This window comes from Nocardiopsis alborubida (assembly GCF_012396365.1).
Taxonomy (GTDB): Bacteria; Actinomycetota; Actinomycetes; order Streptosporangiales; family Streptosporangiaceae; genus Nocardiopsis; species Nocardiopsis alborubida.
The window spans coordinates 1-20,770 of record NZ_JAAXPG010000045.1 but is presented as its reverse complement, the minus strand read 5'-3'; the positions used below and the strand labels follow the sequence as shown (position 1 = coordinate 20,770).

The 20,770-nt window shown below is 72.7% G+C and carries 17 protein-coding genes; 8 read left to right on the top strand and 9 right to left on the bottom strand.

What is annotated here, in order from left to right:
- Nucleotides 1-222: 222 nt before the first annotated feature.
- The gene (locus tag HGB44_RS29880; RefSeq protein WP_061083143.1) at nt 223-1,791 is read right to left on the bottom strand and encodes a DUF885 family protein; all 1,569 of its coding nucleotides are present in this window, start codon (nt 1,789-1,791) and stop codon (nt 223-225) included.
- A gap of 80 nt (nt 1,792-1,871) precedes the next feature.
- Between HGB44_RS29880 and HGB44_RS29875 the strand changes: the two genes are divergently transcribed.
- The gene (locus HGB44_RS29875; protein ID WP_061083144.1) at nt 1,872-2,807 is read left to right on the top strand and encodes a SanA/YdcF family protein; all 936 of its coding nucleotides are present in this window, start codon (nt 1,872-1,874) and stop codon (nt 2,805-2,807) included.
- A 112-nt stretch (nt 2,808-2,919) separates the two neighbouring features.
- On the opposite strand, the gene HGB44_RS29870 is transcribed toward HGB44_RS29875, so the two are convergent.
- From HGB44_RS29870 to HGB44_RS29860, 3 genes are all read right to left on the bottom strand, one after another.
- Nucleotides 2,920-4,353 (bottom strand): hypothetical protein, encoded by a 1,434-nt coding sequence (locus HGB44_RS29870; RefSeq protein ID WP_061083145.1) that lies wholly within the window; start codon nt 4,351-4,353, stop codon nt 2,920-2,922.
- 271 nt (nt 4,354-4,624) lie between these two features.
- Entirely contained in the window at nt 4,625-5,230 is a 606-nt protein-coding gene (locus HGB44_RS29865) for a SanA/YdcF family protein (protein ID WP_061083146.1), read from the bottom strand.
- A gap of 361 nt (nt 5,231-5,591) precedes the next feature.
- On the bottom strand, nt 5,592-6,212 hold the full coding sequence (locus tag HGB44_RS29860; RefSeq protein WP_394354067.1) for a DUF1707 SHOCT-like domain-containing protein: 621 nt from the start codon (nt 6,210-6,212) through the stop codon (nt 5,592-5,594).
- A gap of 845 nt (nt 6,213-7,057) precedes the next feature.
- Here HGB44_RS29860 and HGB44_RS29855 point away from each other — a divergent pair.
- The gene (locus HGB44_RS29855; protein ID WP_061083148.1) at nt 7,058-8,869 is read left to right on the top strand and encodes a UvrD-helicase domain-containing protein; all 1,812 of its coding nucleotides are present in this window, start codon (nt 7,058-7,060) and stop codon (nt 8,867-8,869) included.
- Nucleotides 8,870-8,943: 74 nt separating this feature from the next.
- On the opposite strand, the gene HGB44_RS29850 is transcribed toward HGB44_RS29855, so the two are convergent.
- Together HGB44_RS29850 and HGB44_RS29845 are read right to left on the bottom strand one after the other, a co-directional pair.
- On the bottom strand, nt 8,944-10,299 hold the full coding sequence (locus HGB44_RS29850) for a DUF6114 domain-containing protein (protein WP_061083149.1): 1,356 nt from the start codon (nt 10,297-10,299) through the stop codon (nt 8,944-8,946).
- 4 nt (nt 10,300-10,303) lie between these two features.
- Nucleotides 10,304-10,951 (bottom strand): DUF6230 family protein, encoded by a 648-nt coding sequence (locus HGB44_RS29845; RefSeq protein ID WP_061083150.1) that lies wholly within the window; start codon nt 10,949-10,951, stop codon nt 10,304-10,306.
- A gap of 213 nt (nt 10,952-11,164) precedes the next feature.
- Between HGB44_RS29845 and HGB44_RS29840 the strand changes: the two genes are divergently transcribed.
- On the top strand, nt 11,165-13,051 hold the full coding sequence (locus HGB44_RS29840) for a GMC oxidoreductase (protein WP_061083151.1): 1,887 nt from the start codon (nt 11,165-11,167) through the stop codon (nt 13,049-13,051).
- 82 nt (nt 13,052-13,133) lie between these two features.
- Here HGB44_RS29840 and HGB44_RS29835 read toward each other — a convergent pair whose 3' ends face one another.
- Nucleotides 13,134-13,943 (bottom strand): MerR family transcriptional regulator, encoded by an 810-nt coding sequence (locus HGB44_RS29835; RefSeq protein ID WP_061083152.1) that lies wholly within the window; start codon nt 13,941-13,943, stop codon nt 13,134-13,136.
- Between the two features lie 116 nt (nt 13,944-14,059).
- On the opposite strand from HGB44_RS29835, the gene HGB44_RS29830 reads away from it, so the two are divergent.
- From HGB44_RS29830 to HGB44_RS29810, 5 genes are all read left to right on the top strand, one after another.
- On the top strand, nt 14,060-14,914 hold the full coding sequence (locus HGB44_RS29830; protein WP_061083153.1) for an SDR family NAD(P)-dependent oxidoreductase: 855 nt from the start codon (nt 14,060-14,062) through the stop codon (nt 14,912-14,914).
- A 14-nt stretch (nt 14,915-14,928) separates the two neighbouring features.
- Nucleotides 14,929-15,840, top strand: a complete 912-nt coding sequence (locus tag HGB44_RS29825) for an AurF N-oxygenase family protein (protein WP_061083154.1) — start codon at nt 14,929-14,931, stop codon at nt 15,838-15,840.
- A 365-nt stretch (nt 15,841-16,205) separates the two neighbouring features.
- Nucleotides 16,206-17,768, top strand: a complete 1,563-nt coding sequence (locus HGB44_RS29820) for a flavin-containing monooxygenase (protein WP_231972634.1) — start codon at nt 16,206-16,208, stop codon at nt 17,766-17,768.
- On the top strand, nt 17,752-18,159 hold the full coding sequence (locus tag HGB44_RS29815; protein WP_061083156.1) for a DUF4873 domain-containing protein: 408 nt from the start codon (nt 17,752-17,754) through the stop codon (nt 18,157-18,159). Before HGB44_RS29820 ends, HGB44_RS29815 begins: the two co-directional genes overlap by 17 nt.
- Nucleotides 18,160-18,251: 92 nt before the next feature.
- On the top strand, nt 18,252-19,151 hold the full coding sequence (locus HGB44_RS29810; protein WP_061083157.1) for an alpha/beta fold hydrolase: 900 nt from the start codon (nt 18,252-18,254) through the stop codon (nt 19,149-19,151).
- Nucleotides 19,152-19,736: 585 nt separating this feature from the next.
- Here HGB44_RS29810 and HGB44_RS32895 read toward each other — a convergent pair.
- Nucleotides 19,737-20,492 (bottom strand): GbsR/MarR family transcriptional regulator, encoded by a 756-nt coding sequence (locus HGB44_RS32895; RefSeq protein ID WP_061083159.1) that lies wholly within the window; start codon nt 20,490-20,492, stop codon nt 19,737-19,739.
- Between the two features lie 85 nt (nt 20,493-20,577).
- Nucleotides 20,578-20,770 (bottom strand): hypothetical protein (locus HGB44_RS31665; RefSeq protein ID WP_210752354.1); only part of this gene is annotated, 193 nt, incomplete at its 5' end.

The window sequence follows — 20,770 nt, the reverse complement described above, 5'->3', positions numbered from 1 at the left end:
GTTCTCCACCCGAGCGGGTCTTCCGCCCAGACAGGTCTTTCGCCCGAGCGGATCTTCCACAGGCCGGAGGTCCCTCTGGCACGGGGTGGGGCGGGCGGCGTAGGCTCGGTTCCGGGGGCGTCCCGCGCCGCCGTGGGAGGGGTTTGGTCCCCCCGTATCCGAGTGTCCCGCGCCGCCGACCGCCCCGCCAGCCCCTGTCCGCGGCTGTGGACGGCCCCCGGCTCAGCCGCGTTCGAGGGCGGTGCCGATCAGACCGATCGGCGGGGATCCCAGATCCAGCAGGGCCCGGTGGAAGCGCTCCAGGGTGAACCCGTCGCCCCAGCGCTCGCGCGCACGCTCCCTCAGCCGCAGGATCTCCAGCTTGCCCCAGGTGTAGCGGCCGTAGGTGGGGTCGAAGGTGGCGCGACGCGCCTCGGCCAGGGCCGCGGGCCCCTGGAGCGGCGTGTCCTCGGCGAAGCGGGCGGCCGCCTCCTCCACGGTCATGGTCCCGCTGTGCATGCCGATCGCCACGGACAGGCGGGTGACGCGGATGAGCGCCTCCACCCACACACCGGTCTCGAAGTGGTCGGCGGTCCAGGCGGGGTCACCCAGGCGTTCGGCGGCGTAGGCTCCGAAGCCCTCGTCCACGCACAGCTCCTCCACGTAGTGCGCCCACCCCTCGGCGAAGGTCATCGAGTGCAGGGCGCGGCGCACCGGCCCGGGCGCCCGGCGCAGGGCGCGGCCGTGGGAGAAGTGTCCGGGCGCCACCTCGTGCACGCTCACGGCGGGCAGGGTGGTGTGGCTGAACATCTCCAGCCACTCGTCGGCCTCCTCCGCGGTCCAGGAGGCGTCGGGCGGGGTGATGAAGTAGAAGGAGGGCGTGTCGGCCTCCCACGGGCCCGACCACGCCATCATCGCGGTGGCCCAGCGCTGGGAGGGCGGGGAGACGTCCACTCGGCACTCGCCGTCGTTGTGGGGCGCCAGGCCGCGTTCGGCGGTGAACGCCACGGCCAGTTCCGTCCAGCGGCGGGCGGCGTCCAGGACGCCGTCGGTGTCGGGGTGCTGGCGGGTGAGCTCGCGGACGAACTCCATGGTGTCGCGACCGGGTGCGAGGCGCCCGGCGGACTCGGCCAGGCGCGCGCGGAGGCGGTCGCGTTCGGCGTCGGCGCGGGCGGCCAGGTCCGCGAGGTCGACCTCGACGGCCTCGCCGCTGCCCATGAGGCGGGCGAGCGGCTCGGCGCCGAGCCCTGCGCTGCGGGGCCCCTCCAGCGCCGCCTTCTCGACGTGGGCGAGCAGACGCGCGTGCGCGGCGAGGGCCGCGTCGCGCACGTCGGCGGGCAGGTCCTCGGGGAGTCCGTCGGCCACCCCCCGGACGGCGCCGAGAAGGGACTCGGCGAGGGGAGCGGGCAGGCGGTCCAGTGCCGCGACCGCGTTGTCGACCACGCGCGGCCACTCGGCCAGGTGGGCGGTGCGGGCGGCGTCGCGCTCGGCCCGGGGCGCGTACGCGCGGTCGTAGCCCGACAGGTCGAGCTCGTTGACGTGGTACAGGGGGTTGGCGCGGTGCAGCTGGAGTTCGCCCAGCTCGTAGCGCAGGGCGTTCTCGAAGGCGGCCAGGTGGGCCTCGTCGTGGGGGTCGTCGAGGGGTTCGCCGCCGAGGCCGGACAGGGCGGCCCGGACCCCTTCGGGCGACAGGTCGGCGACCTTGCCGTCGTACTCGTGCATGCCGGATCCCTCACGCATGTTCCCCGGTCTGAGGTCGGCCAGGCGCCGGAGCCGCGCGGGCAGGTCGTCGTGCTGTGACTGGAAGGACATGCGGTGACTCTAACCCCGGCACGGGCGGATCCGCCGCGCCGTACCGGAACTCCGGGGCGGGGCCGGGCGTCTTCCCAAGCGTGACGATCCCAGATCCCGCCACACCCCAGAGCCCCCCGTCCGACGACGACACCGGCGTCCTCCGCGACCGGCACCCCTCCGGTTCCGACGGCGCCGGAGGCGGCGCTACCGCTGGTCCCGGCGGCGGGACCAGCGGCGCCGCCGGGACCGCCGGGGTTTCCGGCCGTTCCGAGACCGCGGGTGGCACCGGAGCCGTCGATAGCACCAAGGCCGCCGACGCTTCCGGAGGGCCCGAGGGGTCCGGAGGCCGCCGCGGACGCCGGACATGGGCGGGGCGCCTCGCCGTGCTCGCCGTGTTCGCGATGGTGGCGGGCTGCGTGCCGTTCGTGTGGGTGCTCTCCTCCACCTCCGACCACCGCCACACCGCCGCGTCCGTGCCGGAACGCCCGGTGGCGCTGGTGCTGGGCGCCGGTGTGCGTCCCGACGGGCGGCCCAGCCTGCTGCTGGCCCGACGCCTGGACGCCGCCGCCGACCTCTACTTCGCCGGGAAGGTCGACGTCGTACTGGTGACCGGCGACAACAGCGTCGAGCACTACAACGAGACCGACACGATGCGCGCGTACCTGGTGGACGCCGGGGTTCCCGGAGAGCACGTCGTCGGCGACTACGCCGGGTTCTCCACCTGGGACTCGTGCGTGCGGGCCCACGAGGTGTTCGGGGTGCGGGAGGCCACCGTCGTCACCCAGGACTTCCACCTGCCCCGTGCCGTGAGGCTGTGCCGTTCGGCGGGCATCGACGCGGTGGGCGTGGCCGACTCCAGCATGGAGGAACGCACCTTCGCCACCGTGTACGGGTGGTTCCGGGAGGTCCCGGCGGCGGTGGCGGCGCTGGGCTCGGTGGTGCTGCGGCCCGACCCGATGTTCCTGGGCGACTACGAGAGCGGTGTGGACGAGGCCCTGGCACTGGAGCGCGAACAGGGTTCGGCGGACAGCTGAGTCCGCCCGGACCCGGGACCGCACGGGGCGGCCCCGGGTCCGCGGCGGCCGGTCGCGACCAGCCGGTCCGCCGGCGCGGGGAGCCCCGCCGCACCGGTGGACCGGACGCGCCCTACCGCCCGCCGCCGAAGAGGCGTCCGAGCAGTCCGCCGGACTGGGGAGCGGCGGGCTGCTGCGGCTGCGGGGCCGCGGTCCGCTCCGGCTCCGGTTCGGGCTCGGGCTCCACACCCACGAGCGCGCAGAAGTCCTCGGCGTTGTCCGGCAGCGCCCAGGCGCTCAGGGTCCGCGTGAACTCCTCGTCCTCCCAGGCGGAGGCGGGCAGTTCGGCGATCGTCCAGAGGACCTTGAGGGTCTCCTCGTCGTAGTCGGCCTCGGCGTGCTCCTCGGCGGTGTGGCCCTTGCTGCGGGGGCCGAGCACCAGTTCCAGGCCGACGCCCGTCACAAGGGCGCGCGAGTCCTCCTCGTCCTTGATCAGGCCGGGGAGGATGTCCAGGCGCAGGCGGCGGGCGCGGTCGCCCGCGCGGCCCAGCGCCAGGAAGCCCAGGACCTGCGGGGAGTGCCCGCCGCAGTGCGGCCAGGACTCGTTGAACAGGCCCTGGTAGCCCATGGAGGTGCCGCCGCCGCGGCCGACGCGGCGCAGCGCCTCGCGCGGGGTGTTCTCGCCGTGGATGAGCAGCATCGCCACCGAGGCGGCGAAGGAGTTGTACAGGTTCCCGCCCGCCATCTGGTGGGTGAGACCGACGGAGACGTCGATGTCGGCCGGGCTGGCCAACAGGCCGAGGGCGAACAGTTCCGCGGGGAGCGGGTCGCCACCGCTGTCCAGCACGTTCATCACGTCGCGCAGGCTCGTGGGCGCCTGCGGGGCCGGGCGCAGGTCCTTGGCGAGCAGGACCTGGGAGGCGCCGGTGATCTCGGTGGTGATGCGCTCGGCGTCGTCGGGCAGGAAGGCCAGCAGGTAGCTCACCCACTCCCCCGCGCGGTCCATGCCGCCGCGGTTGGCGCCGCCGCTGAGCAGCGCGACCAGGTCGGGAACACGGGCGCGGACGGCCTCGTAGGTGTCCAGCTCGGCCTGGAGGAGCGCGGCGCCGTCGGGCTGCTCCATCACGGCGAGCCGGTTGCGCATGCGGTGGTGGTGCTGCTCGTCCGGGGCCTCCTCCGCCCAGTCCCGGTACTGCTGGCGGACCTTCTCGGGGTCGTTGGAGGCGGCCCATGCCACCTCGTCGCGCCACTGGTCCAGGTCGCGGGCCTCGGGGAAGCGGTCCTCGGCGTGCCCGGCCACCAACTCCAGGAGGAGGCTCAGGGGACGCCAGCGGTCGGTGGCCGGGGTGGACTCGGCGCAGGCGAGGTCGACCAGGAAGTCGACCGCCTTGGGCGCGGCGAGGTGTCCGGGCGCGGGGAAGTGGATGATGTCGTGGAGTTCGGAGAGCGCGCTGTCGCTCCCGGCGAGCTGGCCGAGGAGCTCGGGGATGCGGGCGCCGCCCTCGGGGGCCAGGGCTGCCCAGTCCACGTTCTCCGCGCCGTCGTGTGGGTCGGTGGTCGCGTTCATGGTGCTGATTATCCCGCCTGAGCCGGTGCGCGCGAATCAGCCTGTGGACGACCGGGACGGTGCGACGGCCCCGAAGCCCGAGGCCGGGGGCGGGCAGCACGAAGCGGAGGAGCCCGGGGACCCCCTGTTACCACGCTAGGCCCGCGCCGCGTGGCGGCACCAGAGGCGGTTCGCGCCTGTGGACGACCGGAGCGGTGCGACGGGGCGGGGCCGGGCAGGATCCGCCAGGGCCCAGTCCGGGCGGGGGCCGCTAGAGGTCCGGGCGGGGCCGCTAGAGCTCGCTCCGGGCGGGCGCCGGGCGCAGCACGGCGTCGCGCAGGGCCTTCACCGCGGCGGCGACCTCGCGGGCGTAGCCGATCACGGTGGAGCGGCGGCGAGCGCCCATGCTGGAGTCGCCCACCCCGACGGCGTCGATCCCCGCGGCGCGGGCGAGGGCGACCGTGCGGGGCAGGTGGAAGGACTGGGTGACCATGGTCGCCTCGCGCACGCCGAACAGGTCGCGCACCCGCACGCAGGTGTCCCAGGTGCGGTAGCCGTGGCGGTCGGCGTCGATCCGGTCGGCGGGCACGCCCCGTGCGACCAGGTACGCGGTCATGGTGTCGGTCTCGCGGCGCGACACCTCGCGGTTGTCGCCGGAGACGATGATCCGCTCGACCCGGCCGTTCTCGTGCAGGCGCACGGCCAGGTCCAGGCGGCGGGCCAGCAGCGGCGAAGGGCCGTCCTCCCAGGCGGCGGCCCCCAGGACCACGGCCACGGGCCGGTGCGGGACGGTGTCGACCTCACCACGGCGCCCGGCGCTGCCCAGGAAGGTCCAGGCGTAGGGGGCCAGTGCCAGGGCGCACGCGCCCGCTCCGACCGCCGCGATCCACAAGCCCACCCTGCCGCCCCTCTCCGTCGTCCGGCGCGCGTCCGCCCCTGTGTGCGCGGGACCACGGACGACAGGCCGGGACCCGTCCGGCTGACGTGCGTGCGTCCTCCGCGTGCGGGACCGCGGCCCGCCCGGGTGCTCCCGAGGCGGTGACCGCCGTCCGCCCCGCGCGTGCGTGCGCGGGGCCGCGCGCCGCACCCATCATGGCGCACCGGCGGAGCGCCGGTATCCGAACGAAGCCACACGAACCCGCGCGAGGAGCAGGAAACGGGGACGCGTCGGAACTCTCGTGGCCGGTCCGCCTTCCCGGAGCACCCGGAACCGGCAACCGCCTCGCGGAGGCCTGCCGCGACCGCGCGGGACCCTGGGCTCAGCTCCCCAGACCCGCCAGGCCGCCCCAGGAGAAGGGCCGCTTGTACCGGACCGTCAGGGAGCCGCCCTGGCAGGAACCGGTGATGACGAAGTGCGGGGCGGACGCCCGGCGCAGGGAGTCGACGCTGTTGCGCAGCGTGCCGAACCAGGAGGCGTCAGCCTCCACCTCGGCGGTGGCGCCCTCGGGCAGGATCACGGTGCCGCTCCCCCAGGAGGCGTCGACGTGGACCTCGACGACGGCGCTGGTCAGGGAGGCCTCGCGGAAGTCGAGCCGGGTGAGGCCGTACTTGTTGTGCACCTCGACGCGGTGCGGCACCTGCCACGCGCCCCTGCGGATGATGGGGCCACCGCCCTGGGAGCGGATGACGAGGGCGTCGCCGCCGTCGCGGTGCTCGGGAAGAGCGCCCTCCGCCGTCGCCGGAAGAGGGCCCGGCAGCACCTCGGCGCCCGTCGGCAGGTCGGCGGTGACCGGTTCGAGGTCGGCGTAGGTCTTGGCCGCGTAGACGGCGTCGAGCCGTTCGTCGAGTTCGTCGAGGGTGATGCGCCCCTGCGCCGCCGCCTCCCGCAGGACCTCTGCCACCTGGTCCCGCTCCGTGTCGGAGACACGCATCCGGCTCATGTCGTTGGAGGCCACTGTCGCTCGCCCGGTCCTTTCCCGCTCTTTTTGTCACCACCACGGTAGAGCATGGGTGACGGTCCTCCCCTTGGGCGGGAACAGCCGGGAGAGCGGCCGCGGGGCCGTGTCCGGCGCCCGCGCCCAGTTCGCTCCAGGTTCGCGGCCCCGCGCGCTTTGGGGAGGTCGGGGACTGGGTACCGCTTCTCTAGGGTGGTTGAGGACTCTGCCGGGGTAGGACGGACCCCGGCAGAGTCCTGAACCACATGTGGTTCCTGATCTCTCCCTGGTACACGATCTCGCGTCGGCGCGCGTCTGCACAGCGCGTGTCCGAAACCGGCCACACCGTGAACCGCTCCCCCGCCGCGCGGCCCGTCATACGGACTCGGCGCGCCTCCGCCGCCCTTCCGGTTTTCGGTCCTGCCCCCTCCGTGCGTTCGGGGCACCCTCATCCTCCCCGCCAACCCCACGCGGAACAGGCACTCTGCCGGTGTTCCCCCGAGACGTTCACCATATTTCGGTCAGCTACATAACCCCTATTCCGGACACGGAGTTCGATCGGAGAACCGCAGGTCACGGGGAACCTTTCCGGGCGCTCCGAAAAACCTTCGCACCCCTCTCGAACACAGCTCCGCAAACACCCCTCTGAGCTGGAATAACACCAGACTCCCAACCCCTCCGGAACCTGGCGGGAAACGCACCGGGAGCGGCGTTTGCCGGAATTCCGCGGCGAGCATCATCCCTTTGGGAGCCGCGGCCGCACAGGCCGTTCTCCCAGGCCAGACCATCCGCTCCGACCTCCCCGAGCACCACAGACACCACCTTGGTCGAAGACCGGAGGAAACCACGACGTGTCCGCCCTCGCGATCGCCCCGACGTTTCTCAGCGACTTCACCCGCCTCACGCCCGACGTCCAGCTCAACACCCTGGCCGTGATGCGCGCCTGCCAGGTCGGCGACGAGCCCGCCCTGGAGTCCGTCGCGGGCGCCGCCGACCCGGGTGTCCGGGTCGTCAGCATCGCCCCCGACTGGTCCGGCGTCGTCGTCCCCGACGCCGCGGGTCACGGCCGGAGCGGTGACGGCCGCCTCGCCGACGGCACGCACTACCGCCTGGTCACCGTGCGCCCGCGCGACGAGGCCCTGCGCTTCGCGCGCGACCTGCGCCCCGAGGTGCCGGCCGGGATCGACCCCGCCGAGGCCGATCCCACGCCCAGCGGTCCGCCCGAGCTCGCCGGGGCCCTGAGGGCTCCCTTCGGCCAGTGGCAGCTGACCCTGCACCCCGACCAGCACCGGATCACCGAGGCGCACTACAACGGGTCCACGCAGGTCACCGGCGGCCCGGGGACCGGCAAGACCGTGATCGCGCTGCACCGCGCCGCCTACCTGGCCGAGCGCGACGCCGCCGCCCGGCCCGAGGACACCCGCGAGTCGGTGCTCCTGACCACCTACAACCGGGCGCTGGCGCAGTCCCTGGCCGAGCGGCTGGACCAGCTCCTGCCCGACCCCGGCGTGCGCGCCCGGGTGCGCGTGGCCACCATCGACAGCCTCGCCCGCTCGGTCGTGCAGACCCACACCAGCGTGGCGCCCCGTCTGATGGGCAAGGACGAGCTGGCCCGGCGCTGGCGCGCGGTGGCGGTGGCCGACGGCCTGCCCTTCTCCGGCCGCTTCCTGGTGGACGAGTGGGAGCAGGTCATCCTCGCCAAGGGCCTGGAGCTGCTGCCCGACTACATCCGCTGCGAGCGCAGCGGGCGGGTGCAGCACCTGGCCCCCGAGCACCGCCGCCAGGTGTGGGAGACCGTGCGGCGCTACGTCGGCGCCATGCGGGTGGAGGGGATGTGGTCCTACCCCCAGCTGGCCGCCGAGGCCGCGCGGATCCTGGACCGCGGTGAGCCGCTGTTCCGGCACGCCGTGGTCGACGAGGCCCAGGATCTGCACCCGACGCAGTGGCGGATGCTGCGCGCCGCCGTGCCGGAGGGACCGGACGACCTGTTCATCGTCGGCGACCCGCACCAGCGGGTGTCCGACAACCGGGTGTCGCTGGCCTCGCTCGGCATCAACGTGCGCGGGCGCGGCCAGCGGCTGCGGGTGAGCTACCGGGTGACCCAGGAGATCCTGGACTGGAGCATGCCGATCCTGGACCGCCGTTCGGCCCTGGGCATGGACGACAACGCCGACACCCTGGCCGGGTACCGCTCGCTGCTGCGCGGTCCGGCGCCGGTGGTGCGCGGCTGCGAGGACCGCTCCGAGGAGCTCACCGCGCTGGGCGACTGGGTGCGGGTGTGGCTGGAGGCCGGGGTCAACCCGGCGGAGATCGCGGTGGCCGGGCGCAACCAGTGGGTCGTGCGCGGCATCGCCAAGGAGCTGGAGGCCAGGGGAATCCCCACCGCCCAGCTGGAGGACAGCGGCTCCGCCGAGGCGGTGCGCGTCGGAACGATGCACCGGCTCAAGGGCCAGGAGTTCCGCTGCGTGGCGCTGATCGGCGTCAGCGACCACCTGCTGCCGCCCAAGGCCGCGATCGAGGCCGCCGACGGCGACCAGGTGGCGCTGGAGCACGCCTTCCAGCAGGAGCGGACGCTGCTGTTCGTGGCCTGCACCCGGGCCCGTGACGCGCTGTACGTGTCGCACGTGGGCCGGGCCAGCCGTCTGATCGACTCCGGTCTGTGACAGCGGGAGGGCGGGGGCGCCGCGGTGGCGGCGCCCCCGCCCTCGCGTGCGTCGGGGAGGTCGCGGCGGTGGGGTCAGGCGCCGCCGTAGCGGCCGTTGAGGTTCGGGATGTTCATGACGTCGGTGCTGGCCAGCGGGTTGTCCACGTCCACGTCGGTGACGATCATGTACGGCAGCAGCAGCGGGGGCGGGAAGTCCGGTGTGAAGGTGAGCGGGATCCCGAGGATGCGCACGTGCATGCGGGTGATGTGCATCTGGACGGATCCGTCCATGGTCATGGTGGGCAGGCCCAGGCTCATCCGGGTCCCGGCGTCCTCGAACCACAGTTCGGCGTCGACGAAGTCGGCCCGGCTCATGGTCAGCCGGATGTACCTCCGGGGGCCGTCGAGGGTGGGGCACTCCACCACGCCGTCGTAGCGTGCGCCGCTCATCGTCAGCCGGTCGGCGGTCAGGCCGGAGGTGCGGACCGAGCCGCTGGAGCAGTCGTGGGCCTCCTCCACCGGAACCTCGGGGAGCTCCCCCTCCTCCTGGGCGGCCTGGCAGGCGCGGACGGCGTCCAGGAACTCCTCCTCGGACCCTGCCAGGGCGGACTCACCGGTGCTCATCTGGCACTCGTCCGGGTCCGCCCGGTCCTCCCCGCTCTCCTCCGGTTCCTCCCCGGTCTCCTCGTCCTCCGACTGCTCGTCATCACCGTCCCCCTCGTCCGCGCCGGGTCCGGTCCCCGGCGGGGTGGGCCGGTCGGTGGGACTCGCCGAGGGTTCGCCGGAGGGGGATGGCGAGGGCGAGGGCTCGTCGGCGGGCTGTTCCTCCTCGTCGCCCGGGGGCAGGAACCAGTCCCAGGGCCAGTCGGCGGACGCGGCGGCACTGGCCAGGGTCACGGCCAGCGCCAGGGGCAGGGCGAGCGCGGCCAGCGGCCGGGACGGAGGCCGGGGAGCGCTGACGGCCTCGTCGGGCGTTCCGGCGCCCCGGGAGTCCGCCGCCTCCGGACCGGTGACGTCGGCGTCCGCGGCCCGTCGGCGTCCCCGGCCGCGCCTTCGGCGACGGTCCACGTGGGGCGCCCACGCGAAGACGAGGGAGCCGCCGACGATGCCGAGCAGCATCCCGATGACGAATCCGCCGAAGTTGGAGGTCACGAAGGACACCAGGGCGAGCATGAGCCCGACCACCCCGAAGAAGAGGTGCTGCGCGGGCTGGAACCAGCTCAGCACCCCCAGGGTGACCAGCAGCACCGCGATGAGCGGACCCGAGACACCGGCGATGCCGGTGTAGGCGATCAGGTCGATGGGCAGGATCAGGCTCTGCGCGGCCGGTGCGACCAGCAGCTCGACTCCGGCGACGACGAGGAGGAGTCCGCCCCAGAACGGGCGGCCGCGCCGCCAGTTCCGGAAGCGCGCCCGGCCCCCGCGGAGCAGGGTCAGTGCGTGGGCCATGGGATCAGAAGCACTCGTGCTCGCCGGGCCTGACGGCCAGGCTCAGACCGGACAGCTTCAGGGATCCGGAGGTGACCGCCCAGGTGGTCAGCTCCATGTCGGAGACGGTGATGTTCTGGGACTGGAGGCCGAAGCCGCCCGCCGGCCCCTGGCCGCCCTCGGCCCTGTCCAACGTGCTGGCGTCCCGGCCGATCTCGATGGAGCCGAACTCTGCGTCGCCCTGGAGCTGCTCGATGTCGAGGACGAGGTTGGTGCCCTCGACGGGGGTGGACTCACCGGCGGTGATGACGAGGGTGGCCTGGCCGATGGGCAGGTCCCACAGGGATGACATGCACAGGTTGGTCAGCTCGGCGGAGCCGACCGAGGACAGGCCGACCGGACGGGAGGAGCCGTCGACGGAGGTGGCGGCGTCGCCGTACTGGGTGAAGCCGGTGCCGACGAGCTGGTCGGCGGACATCTTGAAACTGTCCCCGGACACAGCGAAGGAGGCGGCGAGCAGGCCCTGGGTGGTCATGCCCCCGAGGACCGCGGCGGCCGTGAGCCCGGGGACGGCCACGAGGGCGAACCTGCGCCAGCGCGTTCCGCCGCTGGCCTCGTGCTGCTCAGGCGCGCCCTGAGGCGCCTCGGACGCCTCGCCGGAAGCCTTGGGCATGAGTACCTCCAGTGTTCCGCCGCCCGGGGACGGCGAGGGGGGACGAACTTGCGCCGAGGCACGCCACGCGTGTTACATGGCACACACCCTACTCGGCGGTAGTGACGAACATTACAATAGTTGTTGTCACATTTCTAGATGGCGCATTCAATATTGCGGACTCGTATCCGGCGCACTACGGGCAACCGCACATGACCTGGAGAGAGACCAGCCGTGCCCTCAGAGCGCAGAACAGACCCCGCCGTCACCACCGCCGCCTCCCCGACCGGAACCGCGTCCGCTGACCGCTTCGACTACGACGTCCTGGTCGTGGGCTCGGGCTTCGGCGGTTCGGTGAGCGCCCTGCGCCTCACCGAGAAGGGCTACCGCGTCGGCGTCCTGGAGGCGGGGCGCCGCTTCACGCCCCAGACGCTGCCCTCCTCGTCGTGGGACGTCCGCAACTTCCTGTGGGCACCTCAGCTCGGCATGTACGGCATCCAGCGCATCCACCTGCTGCGCGACGTGGTGATCCTGGCGGGCGCCGGTGTCGGCGGCGGTTCCCTCAACTACGCCAACACGCTCTACCACCCGCTGGACCCGTTCTTCGAGGACCCGCAGTGGCGGCACATCACCGACTGGAAGTCGGAGCTGGCGCCGTTCTACGACCAGGCCCGCCGCATGCTCGGCGTGCGCACCAACCCCACCGTCACCCCCTCCGACGTGCACCTGAAGGCGGTCGCCGAGGACATGGGCGTGGGGCACACCTTCCGCCTCACCCCGGTGGGCGTGTGCTTCGGCGACGGCCGGGACGGCGACGGCAGCCGGGCCCGACCCGGCGCCTCCGTGGGGGACCCCTACTTCGGCGGCGCGGGCCCCGACCGGCGGGCCTGCACGGAGTGCGGGGAGTGCATGACCGGCTGCCGCCACGGCGCCAAGAACACCCTGACCGAGAACTACCTGTACTTCGCCGAGCGCGACGGCGCCGAGGTGCACCCGCTGACCACCGTCGAGCGCCTGCGCGAGCTGCCGGACGGGGGCTTCGCCGCCGACACCGTCAGGACCGACGCGCCCCGGCGGCGGTCGAACGCCCGCACGTTCACCGCCCGCCAGGTCGTCGTGGCCGCCGGGACCTACAACACCCAGACGCTGCTGCACCGCATGCGCGACTCGGGCGCGCTGCCCCGCCTGTCGGCGAGGCTGGGCACGCTCACCCGCACCAACTCCGAGGCGCTCGTCGGCGCGATGACCCGTCGGGTGAGGCCGCAGGAGGACCTGACCCGGGGCGTGGCCATCACGTCCTCGATCCACCCGGACGAGAACACCCACATCGAACCGGTCCGCTACGGCAAGGGCTCCAACGCGATGGCGCTGCTCACCGCGATGCAGGTGCCCGGCGGCGGGCGGATCCCGCGCTGGCTGCGGTTCCTGGGCCTGGCGGCGCGCCACCCTGTGGTGTTCGCCCGCAGCCTCTCCGCCCGCCGCTGGTCGGAGCGGACCATCATCGGCCTGGTGATGCAGTCGCTGGACAACTCGCTGACGACGTCGGTGCGGCGGGGGCCGCTGGGCGGGAGGAAGAGGCTGACCTCCCGGCAGGGCCACGGCGAGCCGAACCCGACGTGGATCCCGGCGGGGCAGGACGCGGCCACCCGGCTGGCCGAGCGCATCGACGGCTTTCCCGGGGGCACGGTGGGCGACGTGTTCAACGTCCCGATGACCGCGCACTTCCTGGGCGGCTGCCCGATCGGCGACAGCGCGGAGACCGGGGTCATCGACCCGTACCACCGGCTGTACGGCCACCCGGGCGTCCACGTGGTGGACGGCTCGGCGGTCACCGCGAACCTGGGGGTGAACCCGTCGCTGACCATCACCGCGCAGGCCGAGCGCGCGATGTCGATGTGGCCGAACAAGGGTGAGGAGGACACCCGGCCGGAGCAGGGCGAGCGGTACCGGCGGGTCAAGCCGGTGTTCCCGGCGTCCCCCGCGGTCCCGGCCGGTGCCTTCGCCGAACTGCGGTTCACCGCCCCGCTCCCGCTGTCGGTGGTGGACTCCGAGTCGCCGTCGGGGGAGGCGGTGCGGGAGAGTGCCGCCGAGGCGCCGAGGGAGGACGCCGCCCCGGCGTGAGAAGAGCGCCGAGCGGTTCCGGCCCGTACCCGCGGGGCCGGCGGCGGTCCGTCTGAGGGGTGGGGCGGAGCTTCCCCGCCCCTCAGACGGACCCCGTCAACCCCTCGGCCGCCCCGCCGCGCTCACCGCCGACGCCCTCCTTGCCCGCGCCCTCCTTCTCCAGGTACTCCATCGCCAGGGCGAAGTGCTCCCCCATGACGTTGGTGAGGTTCTCCGCCATCGCCTGCGCCAGCACCGCGTCCACGGCCTGCTGCGCGAGCGGGCGCACCCGGCGGATCAGCTCGGCCATCTCGGCGGTCTCCTCGCTCTGCACCACCGTGCCGGGCGCGTACTCGGCGATGATGTGGTCGGCGACCAGGCGGACCATGTGCTCGGCGACGTGGCCGACCTTGTCGCGCAGGTTCTCGGCTATGTCGAGCACCGAGTCCACGGTCATGCCCAGCCTCACCAGCTCCACCCCGGCGTGCAGCAGCCGCGGGCTGGGCACCCGGAAGCGCAGTCCGTCGCGTTCGAGCACGCCCAGGTCCAGGGAACGCTTCACCGTGCGGGGCGTGACGCCGTGGCCGAAGAGTGTGCGCAGGTCGCCCATGGTCAGGTAGCCGGCGATCTCGTCGCTCCAGGCGTCCCCTATCGCCGACTCGAAGCCCAGGATGTCGGAGAGGTCCCCTCCTCGCTCCCAGACCCGGAACATCTCGCCGATGTTGGCGAAGGTGTAGCCGCGCCGGAGCAGCTGGCCGATCAGCCGCAGACGCGCCAGGTGCGCCTCGGAGTAGATGCCCACGCGACCCTCCCTGCGGGGAGGGGCGAGCAGGCCACGGTCCTGGTACACCCGGACGTTGCGCACCGTCGTGTCGGCGAGCCGGGCGAGTTCGTCAATGCGGTATTCGGCCATGGGTCCAGCCTAGGGACAACCGCGAACCCTACTCGTCAGTAAATTTCCAGCTCCACCCCATTGCATTGTGACAATGCCCGTTGTAACGTTCCGGCAGGAACTGTGGAGGAGATCACATGACGACCCCCCCGCCGCGTCACCTGCGACGACTGCCCGGCCAGAACGCCCTCGTCACCGGAGCCTCCGGCGCGTTCGGCAGCGCCACGGCGGCCGTCCTCCGCCACCTCGGCGTGAACGTGGTCGGCATCGACCGCAAGCCCGCCCCCGGAGTCGTCGGCTGCGACATCACCGACGACGACCAGGTGCGCGAGGGCGTCGCCGAGGCCCTGGACCGGCTCGACGGACGCCTGGACCTGCTGATCCACTACGCGGGCGTCGGACCGGCCGTGGACATCGGCCAGGCCCCGGACGTCCACGTGCACCAGGCGCTGGAGGTCAACCTGCTGGGCACCTGGCGGGTCACCGCCGCCGCGATGCCCGCGCTGCTGCGCAGCAGGGGCCGCGTCGTCGTCACCGCCTCGCTCCTGGCGAACCTGTCGCTGCCCTTCGCCGGGGCCTACACGGTGTCCAAGAGGGCGCTGACCGCCTACGCCGACTGCCTGCGCGCCGAGTACGGCTCGCACATCGGCGTCACCACCGTCCACCCCGGCTACGTCGACACCCCGATCCACAACAGCTCCCGGGCCACCGGGGTCGCGCTCGACGGCCTCGTCCCCGCCGAGAGCGAGCGCGACACCGTCATGGCGGTGGTCCGCGCGGCCGGGGCCAGGTACGCCCGCCGCGACACGGCCTCCACCGCGCTCGGCACCGCCGGACTCCACCTGTTCCGGCACTTCCCCGGCACCACCGAACAGATCGTGTCGCTCCAGGTGGGCCTGCTCCTGTCGAACGGCGCCTTCGGCGACGCGGAGATCGCCCGGGGGCTCCACTCGCGGCACGCCAACCCCCCGGTTCGGCCGGACGCGTCCTGAGGAGGAACACAGAGATGACCGCAGAGACCACCGCCAAGCCCAGGATCACCGACCGCGAGGACATCGCCAAGCGCCTGCTGCGCGGCTCGGCCAAGGCCTCCTTCGATCCGCTCGTCGAGATCGACTGGGACGCCCCCGTGGACGAGGACATGTGGGCGATCCGCCCCGAGCGCCTCTCGCTGTACGGCACCTACCTGTGGGACCGGCTCACCGAGGAGCAGCGCAAGGAGCTCTCCCGGCTGGAGATCGCCAGCATCGCCACCATCGGCATCTGGTTCGAGACCATCCTCATGCAGATGCTGGTCCGCCACGCCTACCACCACGACCCCAGCACCAACCACGTCCAGTACGCCTACACCGAGATCGCCGACGAGTGCCGCCACACGGTGATGTTCGCGAAGATGGTGGGCAAGCTCGGCTGGCGGACGCACAAGCTCGACCCCGTCGCCTTCCACCTCGGCAACCTCTTCAAGACCATCGCGCACGGCCCGCTGATCTTCGCCGGGGCGCTGTTCGTCGAGGAGGTCCTCGACCAGCTCCAGCGCGAGGCGGTGCCCGACGAGCAGATCCTGCCGCTGGTGCGCTCGGTCTCGCGCATCCACGTGGTGGAGGAGGCGCGGCACATGCGCTACGCCCGCGAGGAGTTCCAGCGCGACTGGGCCACACGCGGCCCGCTCAACCGGGCCTACAGCCGGGTCATCCTCGGCCTGGTCACCTACTACTCGGCCACCCGGCTGATCAACCCCAAGGTGTACGCGCAGGTCGGGCTCGACCCCCGCGAGGCCTCCCGGGTCGCCCGGAACAACCCCCACTGGATCGGCACCAAGACCTGGGCCGCCCGCAAGGTGGTGAGCACCCTGGACACCGCCGGTGCCATCACCGGCCTGGGCCGCTACTTCTGGAAGAAGGCCGGGCTGCTCGGCTGACCCCTCCCCGGCTCCGTACGTCTCTCCTGTCGACGCCTCGGAGCCGGGTCCCCTCGGGGGACCGGGCTGCTCCCCGCCCACCCCCGAACCCGCAGGCCGCGGAGTCCGTTCCCGAACACCGCGGCCTGCGGGCCCCAGACCCCATCGCCGGAGGACGAAACGCGCCACGTCCTCCGGCGGTGGTCCCGCCTCCCGGGGGCGAAACGCGCCACGTCCCCGGGAGCCCTCTCCCCCGGAGGCGGAACACGCCGTACCTCACGGGGTGGCAACTCCCCCGGGGGCGAAACGCGCCGCGCTCCCGGGGGACACACCCGCCGATCCGGACGGCGACACGTCCGGGCCGGTCCGCACGAAGGGACCAAGACGTGACCGAAACACCACCCCACTTCCGGGTGGCCGTCATCGGCTCCGGCTTCGCCGGGATCGGGATGGCCGTCCGCCTCAGGCAGGCCGGTCTGAAGGACTTCGTGGTTCTGGAACGCGCCGGCGGGGTCGGCGGCACCTGGCGTGACAACTCCTATCCGGGCGCCGCCTGCGACGTCCCCTCCCACCTGTACTCGTTCTCCTTCGCACCCAACCCGCACTGGAGCCGCAGCTTCTCCCCCCAGCCCGAGATCTACGACTACATGAAGCGGGTCGCCGGGGAGTACGGGGTGGAGGAGCACGTCCGCCCCGACCACGACATGAGGTCCGCGCGATGGGAGCCCGGGGGCAACCGGTGGCGGATCGAGACCAGTCAGGGGACCGTCACCGCGCAGTTCCTCGTCAGCGCGGCGGGACCGCTCGCGGACCCCTCCTATCCCGACATCAAGGGCCTGGACACCTTCGAGGGGACGATGTTCCACTCGGCGACCTGGGACCACGACCACGACCTCACCGGCCGCAGGATCGCGGTGATCGGCACCGGGGCGTCCGCGATCCAGTTCGTGCCCAGGATCCAGCCCGAGGCCGGGAGGCTGACGCTGTTCCAGCGCACGGCCCCGTGGGTGATGTTCCGGCACGACCGTGACATCACCCGGTTGGAGAGCTGGCTGTACCGCAACGTGCCGCTCACCCAGCAGATCGCCCGCAAGAGCATCTACTGGGGCCGGGAGAGCTACATCCTCGGCTTCGCCAAGAACCCCCGGCTGCTCTCGGTCGTGGAGAGGCTGGGCCGGGCCAACATCCGCCGCAGTGTGAAGGACCCCGAACTGCGGGCCAAGCTCACGCCGAGCTTCCGGGCGGGCTGCAAGCGCATCCTGATGTCCAACGACTACTATCCGGCGCTGGCACAGCCCAACGTGGACGTGGTCACCGACGGCATCGTGGAGGTGCGCCCCCACGCCGTGGTCACCCGCGACGCCTCGGGCCGCGAGACCGAGCACGAGGTCGACACGATCATCCTCGGCACCGGGTTCCACGTGAGCGACCCGCCCGTGGCACAGCGGATCTTCAACGCCGAGGGGCGCTCGCTCTCCGACCACTGGGGCACGGACGTGCAGGCCTTCCGCGGCACCACCGTGGCCGGGTTCCCCAACGCCTTCGTGCTGGCGGGGCCCAACACCGGGCTGGGGCACACCTCGCAGCTGTTCATGATCGAGGCCCAGATCCGGTACACGATGCAGGCGCTGAAGTACCTGTGCCGCAACGGCCTGGACCGCTTGGACGTGCGTCCGAAGGCCCAGCACGACTACAACGAGATGGTCGCCAAAGCCATGGAGGGCACGGTCTGGGTGACCGGCGGCTGCGACAGCTGGTACCTCAACGAGCAGGGCCGCAACACCACGCTGTGGCCGACCTTCACCTGGAACTTCGCACTGCGCACGCGCTGGTTCGACCCCCACAACTACGACCTGCGGGTGGACCGCTCCCGCGGCCGCGGGGCCCGGCGGTCCGCGGTCCGCGGCGCGACGGCCCCGGAAGGGAAGCGGTATGAGCGGGTTCGGTGACGAGGAGGAGGAGTACCGGGGCACGGTGACGGTCGTGCTGCCCGGCGCCGACGGCGCGAAGCGGTCGGAGCGACCGTCCGGCACGGAGAGTGCGGCGGGTACCGAGGGCGCGGCGGACGAGGAGGTCGCCGTGCAGGTCCAGGCCCACCTGGCGGGCCACTTCTCCCCCCTGACCGGTGACTACCGTTGGCGGGGGCGGCTGTCCCCCAGCCCGGAGGTGACCGAGGCCTTCCGCGGCGGTGTGCGTACGGTCGTGGTGCGCACCCCCGACGGATTCGAGGGCACCGGGGTCCTGGACGAGCCCAACCTGTGGGGCGGCCATCCGGTCAACGGGGCCGGCTCCCCGCCCTTCGCCGTGCCCCGCGTGGACATCGACGAATCCGACGGCTGAGTGCGTTAGCGCACGCTCCGGGACCGCGCCGACCCGGAGCGCCTCCCTTCGACCCCCGGCGCAGCCTTCCCCTGAAGTGAGAGGTATCCCCGATGGCAACCCGACACGTGGGTCAGGTCCGAGAACTCCAGGTGCGCTCCGCCGACGGCACACGGCTGCACGTCGAGGTGCGCGGCCCGGAGGAGGGGCCGACCGTGGTCCTCGCGCACTGCTGGGCGACCTCGCTGGCCTCGTGGGGGCCGGTGGTGCGCGAACTGGACCCGTCCCTGCGGGTGGTGCTCTACGACCAGCGCGGCCACGGCCGCACCCAGGCACCGCTGACCAGGGCGGGCTACGGCGCGCAGAAGCTGGCCGAGGACCTGTGCGCGGTCCTGGAGGCGACCGTGCCCGAGGGCGAGAAGGCCGTGGTGGCCGGGCACAGCATGGGCGGGATGACCATCATGTCGGCCGGTGCGCACCCGGTGTTCCGGGAGAGGGCCGCCGCGGTGCTGCTCACCAACACCGGCTGCAAGGAGCTGCCGGCGCGGTCGACCGCGATCCCGCTGCCCGGCCCCCTGGGCACTCTGGGCGCGCAGGTCTTCCTCAGGGCCCCGGTACCGCTGGGTCCGCGCAACGCACTGACCACGGCGGTGCTGAAGTCCATGGTGATGGGGAAGAAGGCCGATCCGCGCATGGTGCGGCTGTGCATGAGGATGGTGCACGCGTGCGGCGGTGTGTCCCGGGGCTCGTGGGGGCGGGTGATCTGCACGCTGGAGGCGGAGGAGACCGCCCGGCAGATCTCGGTGCCCACGGTGGTGATGGTGGGAACCGACGACAAGCTGACCCCGCCCTGGCACGCGCACCACATCGGGTCGCTTCTGAAGGACTGCCGGGAGGTGCGGGAGATCCCCGGCGCCGGTCACATGGGACCGCTGGAGTACCCGAGGGCCCTGGCCGAGACGGTGGACAAGCTCGCCGCCGAGCACCTGGAACCGCGGACGCAGGCCGCCTGACCCAGGTCCCGCACCCACGTGCCCCCGGCGGGGAGCCGGGGGCACGTGGGTGTGCGACGGCTCCCGGAGTCCGCGAACGCAGCCGCCGGGGGGAACGTGCGGCTACCCGTGTTCGCGTCTCAGGGACGCGATGAACTCGTCGAGGACTTCCTCAGGCGGTGGCGGTGGCGGCTGCGACGGAAGGGAGGACCGTAGGCGCTCCCCGAGCCGGGCCTGGGCGAGAGCCTGCTCATAGCCCTCGGTCCCCGGACGCAGTCGCCGGGCACCGCAACACCTGGTGCCGTCCTCCAGTGTGACGGAGAAGGGCACGAGCACGGTCACACCGTCCTTGTCCAAGCGGGCCACCGGCGACCTCCGTCCGCGCCTCACAGTAGACGAGCGACCCCTCACTGCCAAGGGATCGCGGAGCCCTCCCTCCAAGGGATCGCGGAACCGTCCCCGCGGGCACGGGGCTCACCGCACGTTCCCCGGCGGCGGGCCGGGGCGCGAGGGACCGGGGGTACAAGGGGCCGAGGACGTGAAGGACCGAGGACGCGAGGGGTCGGGGCCGCAGCCGCCTTCGCCCGTGGCCGCCGAAGCGGCTGCCTACCGGCGTTCCGGTGCTGGCTCGCCGGTGTCGTCCGGGACGGGTTCGGGTTTGGTGTGCAGGACCTCGCGGGCCTGCTCCGAGGCGCGGATGATGCTCTCGCGGACGAAGTCGACGAAGCGGGCGATGTTCTCCAGGCGCACGGCGGCCGGGGTCCCGGGGCCCAGAACCTGGACGCCCTGACGTGCGGCTTCGACGAGGTGGGCCTCGGCCTGGGCGTTGGCCAGCATCGACTGGTACCAGACGTCGTCGTCGACGACGTAGCGCTCGCGGCGGCGTTCGTCGCGTTCGCGGCGCACCAGGCCCTGGCCCTCCAGGAACGTGATCGCCTTGGAGACCGAGGCCGGGCTGATCTGGAGGCGCTGGACGAGTTCGGCCGCGGTGAGGCTGCCCGTGTCGGTGGTGTAGAGGGAGACCAGGACCCGGGACGTCATCTTGGGCAGGCCCGACTGCATGAAGACGGCGGCGAACGCCTCCTCGTACTCGCGCACGGCCTCGGCGTCGCGCCCGTAGGCCTGCGGGGGCGCCTGTGTCGCCCGGGCCGTGGTCTTGGTGCGGCGGCGGGCGCGGTGCTGGGTGGCGCGGTGGGCCAGGTCCGCGCGGTAGCCGGTGGGGCCGCCGTTGCGCGTCACCTCGCGCGTGATGGTCGAGGTCGGACGGTCCAGGTCCTTGGCGATCCGCGCGTAGGCCAGTCCCTGGGCCAGTCCCAGCTCGATCTGTTGGCGTTCGGGCTGGGTGAGCCTGCCTCCGGGCATCGCGGTCTCCTTCAGGGTGCGTGGGTGCGCCCACCTTAGCGTTCACTTTCCACTCATTGCAACGCTCGGGACAAAGCTTGTTGCATTAGATCCAGAACCATTGCAACAATTTCCCAGCCACCACCTGCACATACGGGACTTCTTCGCAAACCCCCTGTTGCCACAACCCTGAACGCAACGTAGCTTTTCCAACATCAGAAACAGCGAGCCGCACCAGCGCCGCCAACGAAGAAGGAAAAACACGATGCACACCCTCCCCACCCCCACCCCCATCACCA